Origin of the sequence: Xanthomonas populi, from assembly GCF_002940065.1 — a bacterium.
GTDB lineage: Bacteria > Pseudomonadota > Gammaproteobacteria > Xanthomonadales > Xanthomonadaceae > Xanthomonas > Xanthomonas populi.
Genome location: NZ_MDEJ01000029.1, coordinates 1 through 20,760, shown reverse-complemented (window position 1 = coordinate 20,760; position 20,760 = coordinate 1). Strand labels below are relative to the sequence as shown.

At 64.4% G+C, this 20,760-nt stretch carries 9 protein-coding genes and 7 pseudogenes; 12 read left to right on the top strand and 4 right to left on the bottom strand.

Going from position 1 to position 20,760, the window contains the following annotated elements:
* The first annotated feature begins 22 nt into the window (after positions 1-22).
* The 3 genes and pseudogenes from XpopCFBP1817_RS06840 to XpopCFBP1817_RS06825 all read left to right on the top strand — a co-directional run bounded on the left by XpopCFBP1817_RS06840 (position 23) and on the right by XpopCFBP1817_RS06825 (position 1,964).
* A complete protein-coding gene (locus XpopCFBP1817_RS06840; RefSeq protein ID WP_128416549.1) occupies positions 23-316 on the top strand; it encodes a hypothetical protein in 294 nt (97 codons plus the stop codon).
* Positions 317-1,213: 897 nt separating this feature from the next.
* Positions 1,214-1,453, top strand: a pseudogene (locus XpopCFBP1817_RS06830) (aldehyde dehydrogenase family protein); the annotation flags it as partial.
* Between the two features lie 129 nt (positions 1,454-1,582).
* A pseudogene (locus XpopCFBP1817_RS06825) lies at positions 1,583-1,964 on the top strand (DUF779 domain-containing protein).
* A 36-nt stretch (positions 1,965-2,000) separates the two neighbouring features.
* Here the strand turns inward: XpopCFBP1817_RS06825 and XpopCFBP1817_RS06820 are convergent.
* Positions 2,001-2,180, bottom strand: a complete 180-nt coding sequence (locus XpopCFBP1817_RS06820) for a hypothetical protein (RefSeq protein ID WP_128416543.1) — start codon at positions 2,178-2,180, stop codon at positions 2,001-2,003.
* A gap of 151 nt (positions 2,181-2,331) precedes the next feature.
* Between XpopCFBP1817_RS06820 and ku the strand changes: the two are divergent.
* The 3 genes and pseudogenes from ku (at position 2,332) to ligD (ending at position 6,067) form a co-directional block, all read left to right on the top strand.
* Positions 2,332-3,282: pseudogene (gene ku, locus XpopCFBP1817_RS06815) on the top strand (non-homologous end joining protein Ku).
* A gap of 9 nt (positions 3,283-3,291) precedes the next feature.
* The gene (locus XpopCFBP1817_RS23540) at positions 3,292-4,296 is read left to right on the top strand and encodes a DNA polymerase ligase N-terminal domain-containing protein (RefSeq protein WP_279627101.1); all 1,005 of its coding nucleotides are present in this window, start codon (positions 3,292-3,294) and stop codon (positions 4,294-4,296) included.
* Positions 4,208-6,067: a DNA ligase D gene (ligD, locus tag XpopCFBP1817_RS06810; RefSeq protein WP_279627100.1), complete on the top strand. Its 1,860-nt coding sequence runs from the start codon at positions 4,208-4,210 to the stop codon at positions 6,065-6,067. Before XpopCFBP1817_RS23540 ends, ligD begins: the two co-directional genes overlap by 89 nt.
* Positions 6,068-6,169: 102 nt before the next feature.
* Here ligD and lldD read toward each other — a convergent pair whose 3' ends face one another.
* Positions 6,170-7,324 (bottom strand): FMN-dependent L-lactate dehydrogenase LldD, encoded by a 1,155-nt coding sequence (gene lldD, locus XpopCFBP1817_RS06805; protein ID WP_128416542.1) that lies wholly within the window; start codon positions 7,322-7,324, stop codon positions 6,170-6,172.
* Between the two features lie 387 nt (positions 7,325-7,711).
* A pseudogene (locus XpopCFBP1817_RS06800) lies at positions 7,712-8,850 on the bottom strand (nSTAND1 domain-containing NTPase); the annotation flags it as partial.
* Positions 8,851-9,145: 295 nt separating this feature from the next.
* Here XpopCFBP1817_RS06800 and fabV point away from each other — a divergent pair.
* Complete coding sequence (gene fabV, locus XpopCFBP1817_RS06795) at positions 9,146-10,354, top strand: enoyl-ACP reductase FabV (RefSeq protein WP_128416541.1); 1,209 nt, start codon at positions 9,146-9,148, stop codon at positions 10,352-10,354.
* 255 nt (positions 10,355-10,609) lie between these two features.
* Here fabV and XpopCFBP1817_RS06790 read toward each other — a convergent pair whose 3' ends face one another.
* Positions 10,610-11,632, bottom strand: a complete 1,023-nt coding sequence (locus XpopCFBP1817_RS06790) for a sugar kinase (RefSeq protein WP_128416540.1) — start codon at positions 11,630-11,632, stop codon at positions 10,610-10,612.
* A 278-nt stretch (positions 11,633-11,910) separates the two neighbouring features.
* On the opposite strand from XpopCFBP1817_RS06790, the pseudogene XpopCFBP1817_RS06785 reads away from it, so the two are divergent.
* The 5 genes and pseudogenes from XpopCFBP1817_RS06785 (at position 11,911) to XpopCFBP1817_RS06765 (ending at position 20,712) form a co-directional block, all read left to right on the top strand.
* Positions 11,911-14,659: pseudogene (locus tag XpopCFBP1817_RS06785) on the top strand (TonB-dependent receptor).
* Positions 14,660-14,889: 230 nt separating this feature from the next.
* Positions 14,890-15,690, top strand: a pseudogene (locus XpopCFBP1817_RS06780) (TonB-dependent receptor plug domain-containing protein); the annotation flags it as partial.
* A gap of 262 nt (positions 15,691-15,952) precedes the next feature.
* Entirely contained in the window at positions 15,953-16,129 is a 177-nt protein-coding gene (locus tag XpopCFBP1817_RS23915; RefSeq protein ID WP_425479072.1) for a hypothetical protein, read from the top strand.
* A 36-nt stretch (positions 16,130-16,165) separates the two neighbouring features.
* Positions 16,166-20,026, top strand: a pseudogene (locus XpopCFBP1817_RS06770) (LamG-like jellyroll fold domain-containing protein).
* A gap of 380 nt (positions 20,027-20,406) precedes the next feature.
* Positions 20,407-20,712 carry a hypothetical protein gene (locus tag XpopCFBP1817_RS06765; protein ID WP_128416539.1) on the top strand — a complete coding sequence of 102 codons (306 nt, stop codon included), beginning with the start codon at positions 20,407-20,409 and terminating at the stop codon, positions 20,710-20,712.
* The last annotated feature ends 48 nt before the right edge of the window (positions 20,713-20,760 follow it).

Below are 20,760 nucleotides of genomic sequence, written 5' to 3'. Positions count from 1 at the left end.
TTTGGTGGAAGCACACACGGCAATGATCGTCGTGGGCCATGCGCCGGCCGACTGGTTCCTGTTGCGCGATGGTGACCTCGACTGGTTGGACGTGAAGTGCAACGTGTCGTTTACCGGTTTCCCGGTGCTGCTGGCATTGAATGCAACCGGGCAGGCCGATGTGGTGGCAGACGGGCATGCTGCATGCGCGCGTCCTGCCGCGCAGGTGCACTGGCAGCCGCGCGATTTTGTGATGCGCGATGTCAGTGCCAGCCACGGTGCGTGTGTCACGACGGTTGTGCAAGCGCGGCAAGCGGCAAACACGGCCGCTGCGTGAGCGCGCGTCGCGCTTAGCAAACGGTTGCCTCGTGCCGCGGTCGTGAGTCGGTTGTAGAGCGGATGATCTGCGGCTTGGCTGCAGGGTCCTTCGAGATGGTCGGTGTGCAGGGGTGCGAGCAGTGCACGCTTGTAAGCCGCACAGCACGCACCCAACCCCGCGCGATACGTGTTGTTACACCTACCGAGTTGCGTATGGCACAACTGCGTCATGCACGACCTCGCTGCAGCGCCTGCGGCTAGCCGGTTATGAGGTGCGTGCAACGCTCGGTGCCCCTCACACAATGCATGGAGCACGTGATGAAGTTTTTGGGAGCGATATTGATTGCGATGCGCGATGCGGCCAGCCTCTTGGCCGGTGCTGCTGCCGCTGCGCCTTCGGAACAGGGCCATTTGCGTGTGACGCGCACCTAGCCAGCCACGAGTCCGGCGGTGCCGCAAGTCCATCGATGGTTGCTGGCACAGCCATCCACGCTGCAGCCGCCGGCCAATGCGACCGAACTGGGCCAAGTGCGCACCAGCTAGCTCACGCACGCACCAGGTGCGGATGGGCGCACCGATCTGACCAGCACAGAGGTTGCCTTCCCTATGCGTGGTCATAGCGGTGATGAGGTCAGCATCGATGCGTGTGGCGCCAGCATTCGCTATCAATGGAAGTACCGATGGATGTCGTCGTCGGCAAACGCCGGTTGGCAGTTGCAGGGTTACCCGTTCGAGCGGGTGCAAGACTGCGATGCCGCCATGGCGGATCCCGGGTTCTTCAAGCTGGCCGTACCGCGCGGCTGCGGTGAGCTTGCACAGCGGCTTGCGGACCATCGTTTCGCAAATTGCGAGGGCTAAACGGATCAGGTTTGTCACGAGTTATTTTCTGTGCACGCAATGCTGCGCTGCAGCCTCGTACGGCCTGGGCGCGTGGGTATGGAGTCGCGCTGCGTCACGCCTGTATCGCATGGGCCGCGCGATCCATGCCAGGCGCGTGTGGACCAACTGCTCCCAGGCTTATCCGGCGCATGCCGCATGCGGTGGTTACAAGCATTCGGGAATTGGTCGTGAGAATCACAAGATGATGCTCGACCATTATCAGCAGACCAAGAATGTGCTGGTGAGCTATCGGCCGAAGGCGCTTGGGTTTTTCTGAAAACAGTCGTGGATGGCAAGCACGCTACGTTGGCCTGGCGGCCGCGTAGCATGCTCGATACGGTGGCCTGATGCGGCTGCAGGAGGCGGGCCGATGCACAGCACCAGGAAATCCACCAGGCAATCTGACATGCCGCTGCAGGTCATAGCCACGTTGGCGGGGTTGCAGTTGATCGACTCGCTGCGCACGGCACGGTGAGCTGCTGTTCCATCAATCCGGCGGCTGTTGCGATGGTTCATCGCCAATGTGCTTCCCGCTAGGGGATTTCATCGTCAGCGATCGCGATGTGTTGCTGTGCGAGATCGGCGGTGCGTCGTTCTACATCGGCGCCTCGCAGTTCGACTACTGGAAGCACACCCAATTGATCGTCGACGTGGTGCCGGGGCGCGGCGGCATGTTCTGGCTGGAAAACGGAAAGAGCGTGCGCTTTCTGCTGCGCTCGCGGCTGTCGACCGATGACGAATTGGCCCGACTGCAGGAAGCAGGTCGGGCGTGGTTTGGATCGGCTTGACCGGCATTGCCGGCGCGTTGTTTCAGCTGCCTGTTTTCAGCTGTCTGTCGCGGCTGAAGGCGCATTGCCCGGCGTCTTGGCCGGGGTATCGGCGTCAGCGGGAATCAGCTTGTCGGGCGCAGCGCCCGCGCCGCGGTCTTCGTGGTGTTCGGCATCGCGCTTGCCGTGCTGTTCGCCCGGCTGGGTGGGTTGGCCGCGCAGTGGGTCACGGGGCACGAGGTTCTCCTGAGATGTGAGATGGGTGCGCAGTTCAGCGCGCGCGCGGTGAAGAACATGCAGTCGCCCCATGCGAACGGCTCACGCATGGATCACGGTGCCCGCGCTACAGCTATGGGTTATCCAAAACAGCACCCGGAGTCACACCCCGATGGCACGACCGATCTGGACCGGAACCCTCTCGTTCGGCTTGCTCAACGTGCCGGTGTCGCTGATGTCGGGCGAGCGCAAGGTAGACCTGCACTTCCGCATGCTCGATTCGCGCGACAAAAAGCCGATCCGCTTCGAGCGCGTCAATGCCGATACCGGCGACGAGGTGCCGTGGAAGGAGATCGTGAAGGCGTTCGAGTACGACAAGGGCAGCTATGTCATCGTTGATGAGCAGGATATCCGTTCCGCCTCACCGGAAAGTCATTAGACGGTGGAGGTGGAAACCTTTGTCGGCGCCTCCGACATCGACCCGCGCTATTTCGAAAAGCCTTATATCCTTGTGCCAGGCAAGAAGGCCGAAAAAGGCTATGTACTGCTGCGCGAGACGCTGCGCGACACCGGCAAGGTGGGCATCGCAAAAGTGGTCATCCGCACCCGCGAATATCTGGCCGCGGTCATGCCGCAGGGCGATGCGTTGATCTTGTTGCTGCTGCGCTACCAGCAGGAAGCGGTGGACCCGCAGGATTTCAAACTGCCGGCCGGGGCAGTGGGCGAGTACCGCATCACACCCAAGGAACAGGAGATGGCCAGGCAGCTGATCGAGTCGATGTCCGGCAGCTGGCAGCCGGAGGATTACCACGACGAATTCCGCGGCAAGCTGGAGCAGCTGCTGCGCAAGCGCATCCAGGAAAAGGGCGGCACCACCAAGGGAGATATCGAGCCGCCGCAGCACGAAGACGCCACCACCAACGTGGTCGATTTCATGTCGCTGCTGCAGAAGAGCCTGCAGGCCAATACAGGCACCCCTGCCAAGAAAAGCAGTGCGCCGGCAGCAGCACCCGCCAAAAAAACCGCAACCAAGAAAGTGGCCAAAAAAACCGCAAAAAAGACCGCGACCAAGGCGGCCAAAACAGCTGCAGCGAAAGCGCCGCCGCGCCGCAAGGCGGGATAAGCCCAGCCCATGCCATTGCGCGACTACAACGCCAAGCGCCGCTTCGACCAGACACCGGAACCGGCCGGCGAGGCGCCTGCAAGCGCCAACAAACAGCCGATCTTCGTGGTGCAGTTGCATCACGCCAGCTCGCGCCACTACGACTTCCGCCTGGAAGCCGATGGCGTGCTCAAGAGTTGGGCCGTGCCGAAGGGGCCATCCCTGCGCGCCGGCGAAAAGCGCCTGGCGGTGCAGGTGGAAGATCACCCGCTGTCGTATGCCAGCTTCGAAGGCGACATCCCGCAAGGCCATTACGGCGCCGGGCATGTGGATGTGTTCGACCACGGGCAGTGGCGCTGCGAGGGCGATGCGTTGGCGGCGCTGGACGCGGGCAAGCTGGAATTCGAATTGCAGGGCACGCATCTGCGCGGTGGCTTTGCATTGGTGCGCACACAGATGCGCGGCGGCAAACCGCAGTGGCTGCTGTTCAAACGCACCGATGCGTACGCGGCCGATCTGGATGCCGATGCGCTGCTGGCGCAGCAGGCGGCAGGCGTATCGGCTGCGGCGGCTCCAGCAACGCGTAGCAAGGCCAGCCGGGCGCGGCGCGCGCCGGCGGCGCAAAAGGCCATTGCCGAGACATCGACTGCAGCCAGCAAACGCGCACGCCCAGGGCGTGCGGATTCCAGACACTGGCGCACCCGCGCATTGGCGCTGGACGGCGCACGCGATGCGCCATGCCCAACCGAGCTGCGCGCACAGCTGACCTTGCTGCGCGCGCAAGCGCCCCAGGGCGAGCGCTGGCTGCACGAGATCAAGTGGGACGGCTATCGCTTGCTGGCCGATCTGGTCGATAGCGACGTGCAGCTGCGCTCGCGCAACGATCAGGCCTGGACGCAGCGCTTCCCGGATGTGGTGCGCGCGTTGCAGGCGTTGCCGGTGCGGGATGCGCGCCTGGATGGCGAGCTGGTGGTGCTGGACGCACAAGGACGCACAAGGACGCAGCGATTTTTCGGCGCTGCAACGCGCGCTTGATGGCAGCGTCACTCAACCGCTGCGCTACGTCGTGTTCGATCTGCTCGGCGTCGCCGGAGTGGATCTGCGCGAGACCCCGTTGCTGCAACGCAAGCAATTGCTGCGCGCGTTGCTGGGCGATCAACCGGGCACGCTGGCGTTTAGCGACCATGTGATCGACCACGGTCCTGAGGTGTTTGCGGCCAGTGCCGGCACCGGCTGGGAAGGCGTTGTCAGCAAGCTGGCCGATGCGCGTTATCGCGAAGGGCGCAGCGCCGATTGGGTCAAGACCAAGCATGAAGACAGCGACGAGTTCGTCGTGGTGGGTTACACCGAGCCCAAGGGCGCACGCAGTGGTTTTGGCGCATTGCTGATGGCGCAACGCAACGGCAAGACGTTGCGCTATGTCGGGCGCGTGGGCACCGGGTTCGATGATGCATTGCTTGGCAAGATCACCGCACTGTTGCAGGCGCTGCATAGCAACACCGCCACGGTGGTATTGCCGACGCATGTTCTGGGACGGCCACGCGATGTGCAGTGGGTGCGACCGGTGTTGATCGCCGAGGTCGCGTTTCGCGGCTGGGCTAAAGAAGGTCTGCTACGGCAAGCCGCGTTCAAGCGTTTGCGTGAGGACAAACCCATGAGCGCGTTGGGGGGCGATCGTGCTGCGCCGGGCAAGGCGCGTGCTGCGGGCGGAGGGGGTGGCAAAGTTGAAGTCGCTGCTGCGCCAGTGAGCAAGACGGCGACCAAGAGGGCAACGAAGACAGCCACGAAGACGGCCTTCACGACAGTCAAAGCGCCCACAAATGCGGTGAGCAAGCGGGTGCGCTCGGCGAAATCGCAGATCACCACACCATCGACAACGGAATCGAAAGCATCCAAATCCACAGCGTCCACGTCCGTGTCTGCGTCGATACCTGCCGACGGCATCACCATCACTCATCCCGAGCGCGTGGTGTTCGATGCGCTCGGCATCAGCAAGGGCGCTGTGGCCGACTACTACCGCGCGGTGGCACCGCTGGTGCTGGCGGAGATCGCACGCCGCCCCTTGTCGCTGTTGCGCTGCCCCGACGGTGCCGGCGGCGATTGCTTCTTCCAGAAGCACGAAGGCCGCCATCTGGGCGTGCATATCATGGCGATCGCGCTGCAGCAAAAAAGCGGCACTGAGGATTACATCTACGTGGAAGACGCCGCCGGCCTGCTCGAGCTGGTGCAGATGAACACGCTGGAGTTGCATCCATGGGGCGCGCAGGTCGATGACCCGGAGCACCCGGATCGCCTGGTGTTCGACCTGGATCCCGGCCACGCTGTGTCCTGGCCCGACGTGGTCGCCGCTGCGCGCGACATCCGCGCCAAACTGCGCAGCGCAGGGCTGGAAAGCGCGGTGCGCCTGTCCGGTGGCAAGGGCTTGCATGTGGTGGTGCCGATCGTGCCGCAAGCGGGCTGGGACCAAGCGCGCGATTTCTGCGAAGAATTTGCACAGGCACTGGCAACGCACGCCCCACAGCGCTATGTGGCCACCATGAGCAAGGCCAAGCGCCACGGCGTGATCTTTGTCGACTGGCTACGCAATGGGCGCGGCAATACCAGCGTGTGTTCGTGGTCGCTACGCGCGCGCGAAAAAGCCACCGTCGCCGTACCGCTGCGCTGGGAAGAATTGGACAAGATCAGCGGGCCGGATGCATTTCCGATGGATAAGGCGTTGGAACGTGCCAGGCGCCAACGTGCGGATCCATGGGCCTCAGTCCTGGCACTGAAGCAGTGCCTGCCGACGGGCGAGCGCAAACAATAACGACGGCGGGCAGCGCCGCCGTCGCCGCGTTTTGCTCGATCCGCAGCCCGCACACGCGATGGGAATCGCATCGTCACCAGCCGATGCACCGTTCCCGTCAAATCAAGGCGAAACCGCAGTCTCCCGCGTCACCCGGCTCAACGCATCGCCACTGATCTCGGCAATCGACCGCGTGCCGGTCAAGGTCATCGCCACGCGCATCTCGCGTTCGATCAGGGTCAGCAGATTCTCCACACCGGCCTGGCCCCCCGCTGCCAGCGCGTAGACGAATGCACGCCCGAGCAGCACTGCGTCGGCGCCCAGCGCGAGCATGCGCACCACATCCAACCCGCTGCGGATGCCCGAATCGGCCAGGATCTTCAGCTGCCCCTTTACCGCATCGGCAATGGCCGGTAACGCGCGCGCGCTGGACAGCACGCCGTCGAGTTGGCGGCCGCCATGGTTGGACACCACGATGCCGTCCGCGCCGAAGCGCACCGCATCGCGTGCATCGTCCGGGTCAAGAATGCCCTTGATCAGCATCGGCCCGGTCCAGAATTCGCGGATCCATTCCAGGTCTTTCCAGGAAATGGACGGGTCGAAATTGGCTCCCAGCCAGCCGATGTAATCCTGCAAGCCGGTCGGGCTGCCGCGGTACGCCGAGATGTTGCCCAGATCGTGCGGTCGGCCCAACAGACCCACATCCCAGGCCCAGCGCGGATGCGTCACCGCTTGCAGCATGCGACGCAGCGATGCGTTGGGCCCGCTCATGCCCGAGTGCGCATCGCGGTAGCGCGCGCCGGGTGTTGGCATGTCCACGGTGAACACCAGCGTGGTCACCCCGGCCGCCTTGGCGCGCTCCAGCGCGTTGCGCATGAAGCCGCGGTCCTTGAGCACGTACAGCTGGAACCACATCGGCCGCTCGATCGCCGGCGCCACTTCTTCGATCGGGCACACCGACACCGTGGACAGCGTGAACGCGATCCCGCGCGCGGCCGCCGCACGCGCCGCCTGCACTTCGCCACGGCGCGCGTACATGCCGGTCAGCCCCACCGGCGCCAACGCCACCGGCATCGCCAACGTCTCACCGAACAACTCGGTACTCAGGCTCAGATCCGACATATTGCGCAGCACCCGCTGGCGCAGCGCGATATCGGCCAGGTCGGCGACGTTGCGCCGCAAGGTGTGCTCGGCGTACGCGCCGCCATCGATGTAGTGAAACAGGAACGGCGGCAAGCGCGCCTGCGCGGAAGCACGGTAAGCGGCGGAGATGATCATCGAAGACGCACGGCAGCTGCGGGGGTAGCCGCTGAGTGTAAAGCGATCGGTGGAGAGGGTGGATGGCTGCACCGCGTGGCGTGCACCGACGCGGCAAGCGATCGGTGCAGGTGCGGCTTCGGCGCACGTTGCCAACACCCCTGTCCGATGACACCGTCTTGCCCGGGTAACAGTGACGATGTAACCGGCGCACGCCTGCGTTGATTCCAGGCAGAGCTAAGCGATGCGCCTGGCGGCTGGCCGACCGGTCGGTCGCTGGACGCATCTGCTGGTCACGCACGACCGTTTGTCAGAGAGCCGTGGCCATCACCCCGACGACGCTCACCGTCAGGCGGGCGCGGTGGCATCGCGCAGTACATCGTCCAGGCGGCTGGCGCTGTTGCGCTATTCTTCGAAACGCAGCCCGGCCATCGCCGCAGGCACGCGGATGATCTGGCCGATGTCGCCATCGCGTGGCGGCAGCAGATCCACATGCCCATCGCCACGTTTGAGCTCCACGATCTGCGGCAAGGCATCGATCAGGCGCGGATAGAAATCGCTGCGGGTGAGCATCAGCACCGCCACGTGAGCGCTGCGGCACAGCGCCTGCAAGGCGGCCGCCCATGCGGCGCGATCGGCATCAGTGATACCGGGCGTTGCCACCATCGCCTCGGCATGGTCGATCACCACCAAAAGATGGCGCCGGGTCTGCAGGCTGCCGCGCGCTGGGGCGCTCTGGCGCATCGCCTCGCTGATGGCCGCATGCAGCGGTGCAGGGCGCTGCAACCAGTCGGTGCGTGTTGCCATCTGCGCCTGCGAAAACACAGCGCGCTCATTCGGTGACCAATCGCAGAGTGCGCGCGCCAGCGTGTCGAGCACATCGTCGCCATGGCATTGCGCCAGGTTGCAATACGCCACTGCGATGGCTTCCAGGCCATCCAATCCACCGGGCTGCGACAGCAACGGCACCATGCCAGCGCACAGCAGCGCGGTCTTGCCGCAGCCACTGGCGCCGCTCACCCGCACCAGCCCGCGTTGGCGATGCAATTGCGCGCGCAGCGCCCAGCACCTGCGCAATGGCATGGCTACGGCCGAAAAATACCTAGGCATGTGCGGGGGCGAACGCCTGCAGCCCCACGTAGGGATTGCCGTGTCCCCATGCCTGCGCGCCCATCACGGCGCCGCGATCATCCTCGGGAAACACCACTGTGGGCAGCAGCCAATAACCGCGCTTACGGATGGTGTCGATGTAGCGCGGTTGGCGGCTGTCGTCGCCGGGCTTGCGGCGTAGTTGGGCGATGGTCTTGTGCACCGGGTTGTCGCCGTAAAAGCTGCCGTGCCACACCCCGATCAACAACTGCTCGGCGCTGATGATCTCGCCCGCGCGCTCGGCCGACGCGATCAGCACTTCCATCCTGCGCGGTTCCAGCGTGATGGGTCTGCCCGTCGTCGATCAGCGCAAGCCGCTCCAGCTCGACCAGCAACGGCCCAAGCCGACACCGTGGAACGCGGCTCAGCTGCGTGACGCGCTCGCTTCGGAGAGACATTCGCTCGGATACCGGTCGCACAGCTGGAAGGGACCTCGACGATCGCCAACAGGCGCAACCAGGCACGGCACGGCAGGCGCAAAAAATAGCACAGGCGACCGGGTAGGAAATCGATGGTGATCGCCGCTGGTGCGGCACTGCGTGCTGAAGTTGCCTGCGTGGCACCGTCGCGTGCGCCGCGATATCGGGCGTCTTCGCGCGCTTCCATACAGCAGCGTGTGTTACGCATCAGGCTGTTTCGCCGGCAGGCCAGCGATTAAGATGCCGCCAGCATCTTGCTGACGAGGAGTACACGTTGATCATCCATCCCAAAGTACGCGGCTTCATCTGCACCACCACGCATCCGCTTGGCTGCGAGCGCAATGTGCTCGAACAGGTCGCCGCAACGCGTGCGCACGGCGTGCGTAGCGACGGCCCGAAGAAAGTGCTGGTGATCGGCGCGTCCAGCGGCTATGGCCTGGCCTCGCGCATCACCGCTGCCTTCGGATTCGGTGCCGACACGCTGGGCGTGTTCTTCGAAAAATCCGGCAGCGCCACCAAGACGGGCACCGCCGGCTGGTACAACTCCGCTGCGTTCGACAAACATGCCAAGGCCGCGGGCCTTTACAGCAAGTCGATCAATGGCGATGCGTTCTCCGATGCGGCGCGTGCGCAGGTGATCGAGCTGATCAAGACCGAGATGGGCGGCCAGGTCGATCTGGTGGTGTATTCGCTGGCCTCGCCGGTACGCAAGTTGCCGGGCAGCGGCGAAGTGAAGCGCTCGGCGCTCAAGCCGATCGGGCAGACCTACACCGCCACCGCCATCGACACCAACAAGGACAGCATCATCCAGGCCTCGATCGAGCCGGCCAGCGCGCAGGAGATCGACGACACCATCACCGTGATGGGCGGGCAGGATTGGGAATTGTGGATCGACGCGCTGGAAGGTGCCGGCGTGCTCGCCAATGGCGCGCGCAGCGTGGCCTTCAGCTATATCGGCACCGAGATCACCTGGCCGATCTACTGGCACGGCGCGCTGGGCAAGGCCAAGGTCGATCTGGACCACACCGCGCAGCGTTTAAATGCGCGTCTGGGCAAGCACGGTGGCAGCGCCAATGTGGCGGTGCTCAAGTCGGTGGTGACCCAGGCCAGCGCGGCGATCCCGGTGATGCCGCTGTACATCTCCATGGTCTACAAGATCATGAAGGAAAAAGGCTTGCACGAAGGCACCATCGCGCAGCTCGACCGCCTGTTCCGCGCGCGCCTGTATCGCGAAGACGGCCAGCCCGCAGAGCGCGACGATGAAAACCGCCTGCGCCTGGACGACTGGGAACTGCGCGAGGACGTACAAGATGCCTGCAAGGCGCTGTGGCCGCAGGTCACCACCGAAAATCTATTCGCACTCACCGACTACGCCGGCTACAAGCACGAGTTCCTCAAGCTGTTCGGTTTCGAGCGCGACGACGTGGATTACGACGCCGAGGTGGATCCGGATGTGAGGTTCGATTGCATCGAGTTGGGGTGAGCGCCGGGAATCGGGAATCGGGATTGGGGAATCGGAAGGGCCGTGGCTTGCTTCATCACTGATCTTCGACAAACTCAATGCGTTGCGTCAGCAGACGACCGGCACACGATGGCGGTGGTCTTCCTGGACTGATGTGACGAATCCCTCATTCCTATTGAGCGCACCGCGCGCTGTAGACAACACCCCTGGAAAGAGCACTGAAAGCCAACGCTCTCAGCTCTTACGATTCCCGATTCCCGATTCCCCACTGCCGATTCACCGCCTCACATCAAACAGCGCATCCCCCGCACAGGCCTGCACATCGGCCACCGACAGCGGATTTAAATCGCCTGGAATCGAGTGCTTCAAACACCCCGCCGCCAGGCCGAAGCGCACCGTGTCCTCCAGCGGCCAGCCTTCGATCAGGCCGTGCAGCACGCCGGCCGCGAACGCGTCGCCACCGCCGATGCGGTCGATGATCGGGGTCAGTTCCTCGCTGGGCGCACGTGCCACTGCACCACTGCGTGGCACCAGCATCGCGCCCAGGCTGTGGTGGTCCACGGTGTGCGCCACGCGCTGCGTGCAGGCCATCAACTGCAGTTGCGGGAACGCTGCAAACGCCTGCTGCGCAGCGGCTTCCACCCGCGCGTCCAGCGTGTCCTGCGGGAACTCGCCACCCAGCACCACCCCGATGTCGCGGTAATCGGCAAACACCACATCCGCACAGTCGAAGAGCTGGTGCAGGATGCCGCGCGCGTCGCCCTGCCAGCGCTGCCATAACATGGGCCGGTAGTTGCCGTCGAACGACACCTTGACCCCGGCCACACGTGCGGCGCGTGCGGCCGCCAACGTGGCCTGCGCCACATAGGCGCCCAGCGCCGGGCTGACCCCGGACAGATGCAGCCACTGCGCACCCTCAAGCAGGCGCGGCCAGTCGTAGGCATCGGCCGGGGCCAGCGCAAACGCCGAATCGGCACGGTCGTAGAGCACTTCGCTCGGCCGGTGGATGGCACCAGTGGTCAAAAAGTACAGCCCCATGCGGCCATCCACCCGCCGCACATGGCGGGTGTCCACGTCGTGCCGACGCAGTTCGCCCAGGATTGCGGCGCCCAGCGGGTTGTCCGCCACCGTGCCGACCATGGCCACCTCGTGGCCGAAATGCGCCAGCGACACGCCGACATTGGCCTCGGCCCCGCCGCAATGCACGTCCAGCCAAGGCTGCTGCAATAGGAGCGCATGACCAGGCGCCCCCAGGCGCAACAACAACTCTCCAAAGCACAGGATACGGGCACGACTCATGCGGCAATTACCTCACTGCGTGGTGCGTCACGGGGGGACACCGTGCGCGCCAGGATGACCATCGGGGTCATTCTAGCCGTCGCGAGAGGCGGCCACTAATGAGAATAATCCGACATGTAGAGACTGCTTGCCCCCATTGTGTGTATGGTGAGGTTTTCTGCTGCGTTGCAAGATGTTTCAGAAATATTCAGCTTGGTACACGCTGTTGACTAGCGGTGTCATTGCCGCTCAAACCCCGCTTTTTCACGTTGTTCATGGACCATTGGGAGGGAGAGGACATGCAAGTTCGGACCACTAACCGGAAGACACCGGTTACTTTGCTGGCGCTGGCGATCGGCCTTGCGCTGAGCGGCCATGCGGCTGCACAAGACGCCACACAGGCACCTGCCGAACCCACCGTCGACCTGGGCACCGTCACGGTGACCGGCTATCGCGCGTCGGTGGAAAAGGCACTGGACATCAAGCGCGGCGAAGCCGGCGTGGTCGATGCCATTGTCGCTGAGGACATCGGCAAGTTCCCCGACCTCAACCTGGCCGAATCGCTGCAGCGCATCCCCGGCGTGGTGATCACCCGTGATGCCGGCGAAGGCCGCAACATCTCCGTGCGCGGCTTGGGCCCGGACTTCACGCGCGTGCGCGTCAACGGCATGGAAGCGCTGACCACGGTTGGCAGCTCGGATCAGTCCGGTGGCACCAACCGCGGCCGCGGCTTCGACTTCAACGTGTTCGCCTCGGACCTGTTCACCCAGTTGATCGTACGCAAGACGGCGCAGGCCGATGTGGAAGAAGGCTCGCTGGGCGCCACCGTCGACCTGCGTACCGCGTGCCCGTTCGATTACGAGGGCCTCACCATCGCCGCCAGCGGCTAGGCCGCCTACAACGCGATGTCCGAAAAGGCCAACCCGCGCGTGGCCGGGCTGATCTCCAACACCTGGGCCGACAACACCTTCGGCGCGCTGGTGTCGGTGGCCTATACCGAGCGCGAGCTGCTGGACGAAGGCAGCAACAGCGGTCGTTGGGCCAATGGCCCGAGCAACGGCAACTTCGCCGCCAGCCCGGCGTTCCCGCAGGCGCGCGATGCCAACGTGTTCCATCCGCGCTTCCCGCGCTACACCTTGATGGAGCACAAGCAGGAGCGCATCGGCGTGACCAGCTCGCTGCAATGGGCGCCGAGCGATTCCACCGAGTTCTCGCTGGACGGTCTGTATTCCAAGATCGACGCCAAGCGCAGCGAAAACTATATCGAAGCGATCTCCTTCAGCCGTGGCGCCGCACAGGGCGGCAAGCCGCAGACCATCGTCAACGACGGCTTCATCGACCCGGCCACCGGTGCGATGTTGTATGGCAACTTCGACAACGTCGACGTGCGCTCGGAAAACCGTTACGACGAATGGAACACCGTCTTCAAGCAGCTGTCGCTCACCGGCGAGCACCGCTTCAGCGATGTGTTCAAGATCAGCGGCATGGTCGGTACCTCAAGCTCGCAGCACGAGAACCCGATCCAGACCACGGTGATCATGGACAAGCTCAATGTCGATGGCTATTCGTACGATTACCGCGGCAACAGCCGCAAGCCGGTGTTCGATTACGGCATCGACCCCACCGACCCCAATGGCTGGACCCTGGCCGAACTGCGTCTGCGTCCGCAACAGGTGCGCAACGACTTCGACACCGGCAGCCTGGATTTCGATTGGAGCGTGAGCCCCGGTTTCCGCTTGAAGGGCGGCGTACTGGCCAAGAACTACACCTTCTCCACCCAGGAATCCCGCCGCGCTTCGGAAGTGGCGGTGCCCACCTTCGCCGATGGCACCCGCATCGTGCCGGCCGACCTGACCCAGCAAACCGGGTTGAGCGCCGTCAACGGCACGCCCAACACCTGGGTGGTGCCGGACCTGGATGGCATTGCCGACGCGCTGGGCGTCTATAGCGGCACCGGCACCTTCGCCCTGGCCGAGCGCGCGGTGAACACCCGCAGCGTCACCGAGCAGGATCGCGGTGCGTATCTGCAAGGCGATTTCTCCTTCGATATCGGCGCGATTCCGTTCTCCGGCAACCTGGGCGTGCGTTACGTGCGCACCAAACAGGAGTCCACCGGCTTTGCCACCGTCGGTACCGCACTCGTGCAGACCACCGCCGAGCGCGAATACAACAACACCTTGCCCTCGATGAACCTGGGTGGCCGAACTGGCACCGGACTTCCTGGTGCGCTTTGGCGCAGCCAAGGTGATGTCGCGGCCTGGCCTGGGTAGCCTGACGCCGGGTGTCACGGTCAACGTCAGCGGCGGTGCACGCACCGTCAGTGGCGGCAACCCGAATCTGGACCCGATTCTGGCCGATACCTACGACCTGGGCTTTGAGTGGTATTTCCAGGAAGGCGCCTTGCTGGGCCTGGGGCTGTTCTACAAGGACATCGAAAGCTTCGAGCAGAACGCACGCGAGGTGCGTCCGTACTCCTCCAGCGGCCTGCCGGTGAGCCTGCTCGCCGGCACGGGCGCCGGCGTCAACGACGACTTCGTCTTCAGTGTGCCGCTCAACACCCCCGGTGGCGATCTCAAGGGCCTGGAAGCCAACTACACCCAGCCCTTCAGCTGGTTGCCGGGCATCTGGAGCAATCTGGACATCCAGCTCAACTACACCTATGTCGATTCGCAGATTCAGTATCTGACCACCAGCGGCGCAGCATCGTTGGAAACCGATCTCACCGGCCTGTCGAAGAATGCGTACAACGCCACGCTGTTCTACGAAGGCGAAAAGTTCGCCGGGCGTGTGTCGGCGACGCATCGCGACGATTATCTGACCCAGGTGCCGGCAACCGAAACCGGCTTCGACGTGCACGGCATGAAGGCCACCACGATGATCGACGCCTCGCTGCGCTACAAGTTCGACAAAAAGATCGATCTGAGCCTGGAAGGCATCAATCTGACCAACGAAGTGGCCGACGAGTGGGTCGGTGCGGCCGCGCAGTTGCCGCTGCAATACAGCGAAACCGGCCGGCAGTTCCTGTTGGGCGTGCGCTACACGTTCTAACTGTTGCGCGCCCGCTGCGCAGGCGCGCAGCGGGCCCTTATTCCAACGCTTGATCGCCTTGTATGCGTGCACTCGTGCACGCATACAAGGCAGTGGGCGTGATGTTTAAAGCCTCTAGCAAACACGTAGCGCGCGGTTGCGCAGCCGTGTTGGTGGTCGCTCATTGCCAGGCCATGGCCTTGGGGGGCTGAGCGCGTCATTGCAGCCAGTGCCCATGGAGTGAGCCCATCATGCAGGTCCGTTCGCGTCGTCCCGCCTGTGTGGTGGGCGCCCGCTTGTCCACCGCGCCTCTGCCGGTGGCTGTTGTGTTGGCACTGCACGCGGCCGCTGCCGTTGCGCAGACCGCACCTGCTCCACAGGCCACCGATGCGGTGGATCTGGACCGCGTGCAGGCCAAGGCCGCCTACCGCGAAAGCCTGCAGCAATCGCTCGATGCCGAGCGCTATCGCGTGGAGCAGGTGGATGCGATCTATGCCGAAGACATCGGCAAGTTTCCCGATCTGAATCTGGCCGAATCGATGCAGCGCATCGCCGGCGTCTGCATCGACCGCGAAGGCGGCGAGGGCAAGCAGATCTCCATGCGCGGCCTGGATTCGGACTTCACCCGCGTGCGCATCGCTGGGCTGGACGCATTGGCCACGGCCGGCAGCGGCAGCGATGGCGTCAACCGCAGCCGCGGCTTCGGTGTCACTCCCTTCGCCTCGGAATTGTTCAGCCACGTCACCCGCAGCAAGACCCAACCGGCGCAGAGGGACGCAGGCGCGCTCGGCGCCACCGTCGATCTGCGCGGCGCGCGCCCGTTCGACGTCGACGGCTTCGAAGCGGCTGCCTCCACGCCTTACGGCTACAACGATCTGTCGCGCGAAAAGGACCCGCGCCTTTCCGGGCTGATCAGCAACATCTGGGCCGATGGCCGCTTGGGCGCGTTGATGTCGGTGTCCTGCAGCGAGCACCATCTGGGCGAAGAGAGCTACAACCCGGTGCGCTGCGAGCACGGCAACGACCGCAACTCCAACCAGAGCACCGCCACCGCTGGCTTCCAGCGAGCCGGTGAGCGTCGTGCGGTTTCTGATGCACAAGCCCACCCCGTCCGCACAGATCAAGACCGCGGTCGGGGCCGCTGCGCGCTGTTTCGACACCCAGCGCCTGCGCGAGCTGGCCACCAGGAAAATCGACGACCCCACCCAGGAAACCGGCAAGGACGTGATCCTGGTCGCGCAACCGGGTGCGTCATGATGGACACGCTTGGACAACCTGCAGAATCGACGTCCGCTGGATGCCAACCGCGAGGGCGTGGCCTTGACCGACTATAGGAAGGTGCCCAACGAGCGCCGTGTGGGCGATGCCTGGCACGGCACCTGGCCGGACACGTTGTTGAAGGACGATAGTCCCAAGTGGCGTCCCGCCAACGGTCTGTCAGTGCGTCGTCGCCACCGCGTGCAACCGCGCGGTGGCTGTTTGCGTGTTTGAATTGACGAGGTGAGCGTGTCGACGTTTTTGTTGCGAATGCTGTGCCTGATCGCGCTGCCGGTGAGCGCGGCCACCACCACCGCCCCGGAACTGTTGTTCCGGGTCTCGGCAGACCGCAGCCTGCAGGCCGATGTCGCCCGCGGCGACGGCGTGCCCAACTTCCGCGACAAGATCGCCCTGGTGCCCACCGGCAAGCGCGGCAACGCCATTCAATGGGCCGACGACGGCGTGCTGGCGTGGACTGCGCCCGGCAACCTCTACACCCAACGCGGCACGCTCGGCTTCTTCTGGCGTTCGCGTTATCCAGTGTGCGAAGCGCCGTTCGTGATCTTCCGCGTCGGCTACGCCGACCACACCAGCTGGGACATGGCCTGGCTGCGTATCGACTAGAACGGCCACGGCGTCGATGCCTTCGTCACCGACGCCAATCTCGCGCGCACCCGCGTCTCCTTTAAGCTCGATAAGAATCCCAGCGCCAGCGACTGGACCCATATCGCGTTTGCTTGGGACGAAACCCGCGGCGTGCGCCTGTATGTCGACGGCAAGGAGGCCGCACGCGTGGACTGCGGTGCGCCCTGCGCCAACGGCGGCGCGCTCGACTTCGACGCCGCGCTCGACCAGTTCGGCCTGGCCGGCCGCGTGATGTCGCCGCACCAGGTGCAGAGCCGCTACAACTTCCTGCGCGGCAGCGACATCGACGAGATCCGCATCTACGACCGCATGCTCGATGCCAGCGGCGCCGCCGCACTCGCACGCCTGCAAGAGCCCACCACCGCCGAGCCCGCCACCGGCGACGCGCAACACGCCGCCTTCCTGCACCGCTACGGCTGGGACAACGGCCACGCACCACCGCTGCTGGAGGCGCCCATCACCCGCATCCGCAAGGTGGAGTTCGCCGACACCCGCGACCTCAAGCAATGGATGTGGAAGGCCACCGACGGCATCGCCGAAACCACCTGGCCCGGCGTCTACAACCGCTCGCGCCTGCCTGGCCGTAACGACTACTTCCAGCTGCCGGACTGGAACACCTACGTCGAAGGCGGCAAGGCGCTGGACCTCACCCTGCCGGACGAGCCGGTCAACCGCATCGAGCTGCGCGGCGCCGCCTATGGCCAGGCCAGCTACACCGCGCCCCGTGCCGCCGGTGCAACCACCGCGCAAGCGCAACCGCTGTTCGACCGCAAGCAAGGCGCGGTGCGCAGCGTGGACCAGTTCGCCCAGCGCCACGGCGGCACGCTACGTTTTGCCAACACCGCGCAGGAAACCCCGATCCAGGAAATCTGGGCCTACAACGTGCAGCCAGGCGAGGTCCCCAAGGGCAGCGCGCAACTCAGCTACACCGTACGCAGCGACATCCAGCCCGACTACGACAACCTCGCCCCGCTGCGCGATGTCATCGCCGGCCGCTACCCGCCAGGCGAGCGCCAGACCGTGGTCGCCCTGCCCCCCAAGGCACCGGCCCGCACGCGCCCCAGCGACAAGCCCGCCGCCAGCAGCGCGCAGCAGCCCATCGTGCACATCCTGGTGCCGTCCAGCCTGGGCAACCCGCCGCCGGACCAGGCGCTGATGCGCAGCTGGTCCTACGGCTGGGAGAACATGCACGACGGCCTGGACGGCATCGCCATCACCCTGCCGGCGCTGACCCTGCCGGCCACCCACAACGGCAGCATCCCGCTCAACCTTCGCATCAAGGACCCCATCTGGCCCGCGCGCGACATGATCGACGTCTCGGTCGCGGTCACCCCCGGCCAGGCCCGCACCCTGTGGCTGGACCTGCGCGACAGAATCTTGAGCAACGACAGCCTGATGCTCAGCATCGCCGCCGCCGCGCCCGGCTTCGATGCCAGCGCGCTCGACGGCACCCAATTGCAGCTGGTATTCAAACCGCGCGCCGAGGCCATCGCCGAGCACGTCGCCGACCGCTTCAACCAGGTCAAGGACAACTGGGGCTTTCTGGTCGAAGAACACCCCACCTCCAAGCGCCAGCTGCTCTACAAGCGGCTGGACGCGGACATCACCGACCTGCTGCGCGTAGACCCGGACCACGCCCTCGGCCGCCAGTACTGGAACGACATCAGCAACGCCAACCAGGGCACGTTGCCCGTGGACCTGCCCAGCGTGCCCAAGGGCGTGCCCGCCTGGGCGTTCTGGCAGCTGCAAGACCTCAGCGCCACCCGCCGCTATATCCGCTGGTGGATCGCGCAGCGCCAGGTGGCCTACGGCGATTTCGGCGGCGGCATCTCCGACGATTCGGACCTGGTGCAGCAATGGCCCGGCGTCGCCCTGATGGGCGTGGACCCGGACCTCCTCAACGCCTCCATGCTGGCGTTGTCCGAGGCCAACTACCGCAATGGCATGTTCACCAACGGCCTGTCCACCATCGAAACCGACGAGCTGCATGCCTACGAAGAGGGCATCAACCTCAACAGCGCCCTGCTGTCTCTCAACTGGGGCGACCCGCGCACCGTCGAGCGCCTGATGCAAACGGTGAAGGCCTTCGACACCATCATCCAGGTCAACCCGCAAGGGCACCTGCTGTTTGCCAGCAACCGGTTCGGCGGCCGCACCGTCTACCGCGAGCCCAACTGGCAATGGCAAAAACCGTACTCCTTCCCCATCGTGCACCCGGCCATCCTGCTGGGCGGCTATAACGCCGACCCCAACAGCCGCCGCATCGTCACAGGATTAGCCGACGGCTATCTCGCCCACGCCTACACCAACGCCAAGGGCCACTGGGCGCTGCCCAACGAGATCAACTGGCAAACCGGCGCCACCCGCGGCGGCGAACTGTTCGAAGGCAGCGGCGGCGCCGACACCTTGCACACCTTCTGGGCCGCCTACCGCTTCACCGGCGAGCAGCGCTATCTCAAGCCGATTTACTACCGCGTCGCCAACAGCGGCCCCAACGGATTATCCCTGCTCAACGAAAACGTCCTCGATGTCATGGGCAAGCGCAGCGACTGGAGCGGCAAGCTCATCGACGCCGCAAACAACGAAGACGGCAGCGCCCCGGACTTCCCGCACCATGTGGCCTGGGAACAAACCGGCAACCTCGAGTATCTCGCCATTATTTACCGCAGCGAGGCGCGCGAGAAACTGCAGAACTTCTCCATGAACACCGAAGGCCACTGGTGGAGCGACCGCGTGGAATCCCCCACGGTCAACCTGCAACGCGCCCGCTTAGGCGGCGTGGCCCTCAAGCGCAATCAAACCTACTCCGGCCACACCGTGAGCTGGCGCTTCAACGACCCAGAGGCCGCAACCCAAGTGGCCATCGCCATCCCCGCACCCCAGCAAGACCGCTTCACCGTCATCGCCTACAACACCTCCAGTAAACCTCAGCGCGCCAGCATGACCGGCTGGAACGTCGCCCCAGGCCAATGGCGCATCACCCAAGGCGTGGACCGCGATAATGATGGCAAGCTCGACAGTGCAGCCAAAACGCAAGAGCGCGCTTTCGAAAAAAGCGCGGCCATCGACATCGACTTCCCCGCAGACCGCACCACCGTTCTGCAGCTCGAACGCATCGCAGCCACCACCCCGGTCGAACTACGCCCGGACCTGGGCATCGGCCACGGCGACGTGCGCGTGACCGCCGATGCCATTGAAGTGACCGTGCATAGCCTCGGCCATTCTGACGCGCCGGCCGGGTTTGTGGTGTTGGAGGATGGGCGGGGCAAGGAGCTGGCAAGAGCCGCGTTCCCGGCACTCGCGGCACCACGCAATCTGCAGCCAATCACCTCACAGGTACGCCTGCCGCTAACCAACGTGTCAAATATAAAAACCGCGCAGGTGCGTGTGGTGACCGAAGGCAACGCCCCGGAGATTACCGAACTCAACAATAATCTCGCTCCACCCCCGCCGGCCAAGCCGGCAACCGCAGAAAACAGCCAATAACCCGAGACACCAAGCCCTTCTCCCGCGCGCGGGATAAGGTGCCTGAAGGGCGGATGAGGGCAAAGCCACTAAATGCAGCAATCACTCGCGAAAGCGCATTGACGCAACCCAAAAACTCGGCGAGGATCAAGGCGCGCAGTATTTAATGCAGCAAAAAAGCCACAAATTTCTTCAGGGGGAAGAAACAATGTTGAGCAAGGCATGGGGCATCGTGGCACTGACTGTGGCCGCGCTAGGGATGCGGCATAACACCTGGCGTCAGAGGGACATAGCTGAAAAGCGGTGAGCTTCCGACGCTCGTAGCAATTGACCACGGTCAGAGGGTCGACGGGGATCGTGTCACGCCGCGCTTAGGCGGCCCAATGGTAGTTAGGCCCGCTATGGCAGACGATTATCTCACTGGGGCGACGTACTTGATGCAGGCGGGGGCGTTTCGCTCCTGCATCAGCACACTCATCGACGAGATGGACAAAACGCCCGATGGCATGCCTGCTAACTTTGCTTGCCTTCCTGCGTACTTTTTGGCCTCTCACGACATGGAATTGCTGCTAAAGGCGGCCTTGCTCAAGCGTGGCACTCCCTTGCAGCAACTCAAGGTGCCTGACGTAAGGCACAACTTGGAAAATCTTGCTGAGCTGCTTTCCGGCCACGTCAATATAAGGGCACCTCGAACAACCAAGTCGTAGCCGTGGTGACACGCACTGGATGATGACCATACCTTCAAAAAATCAGCG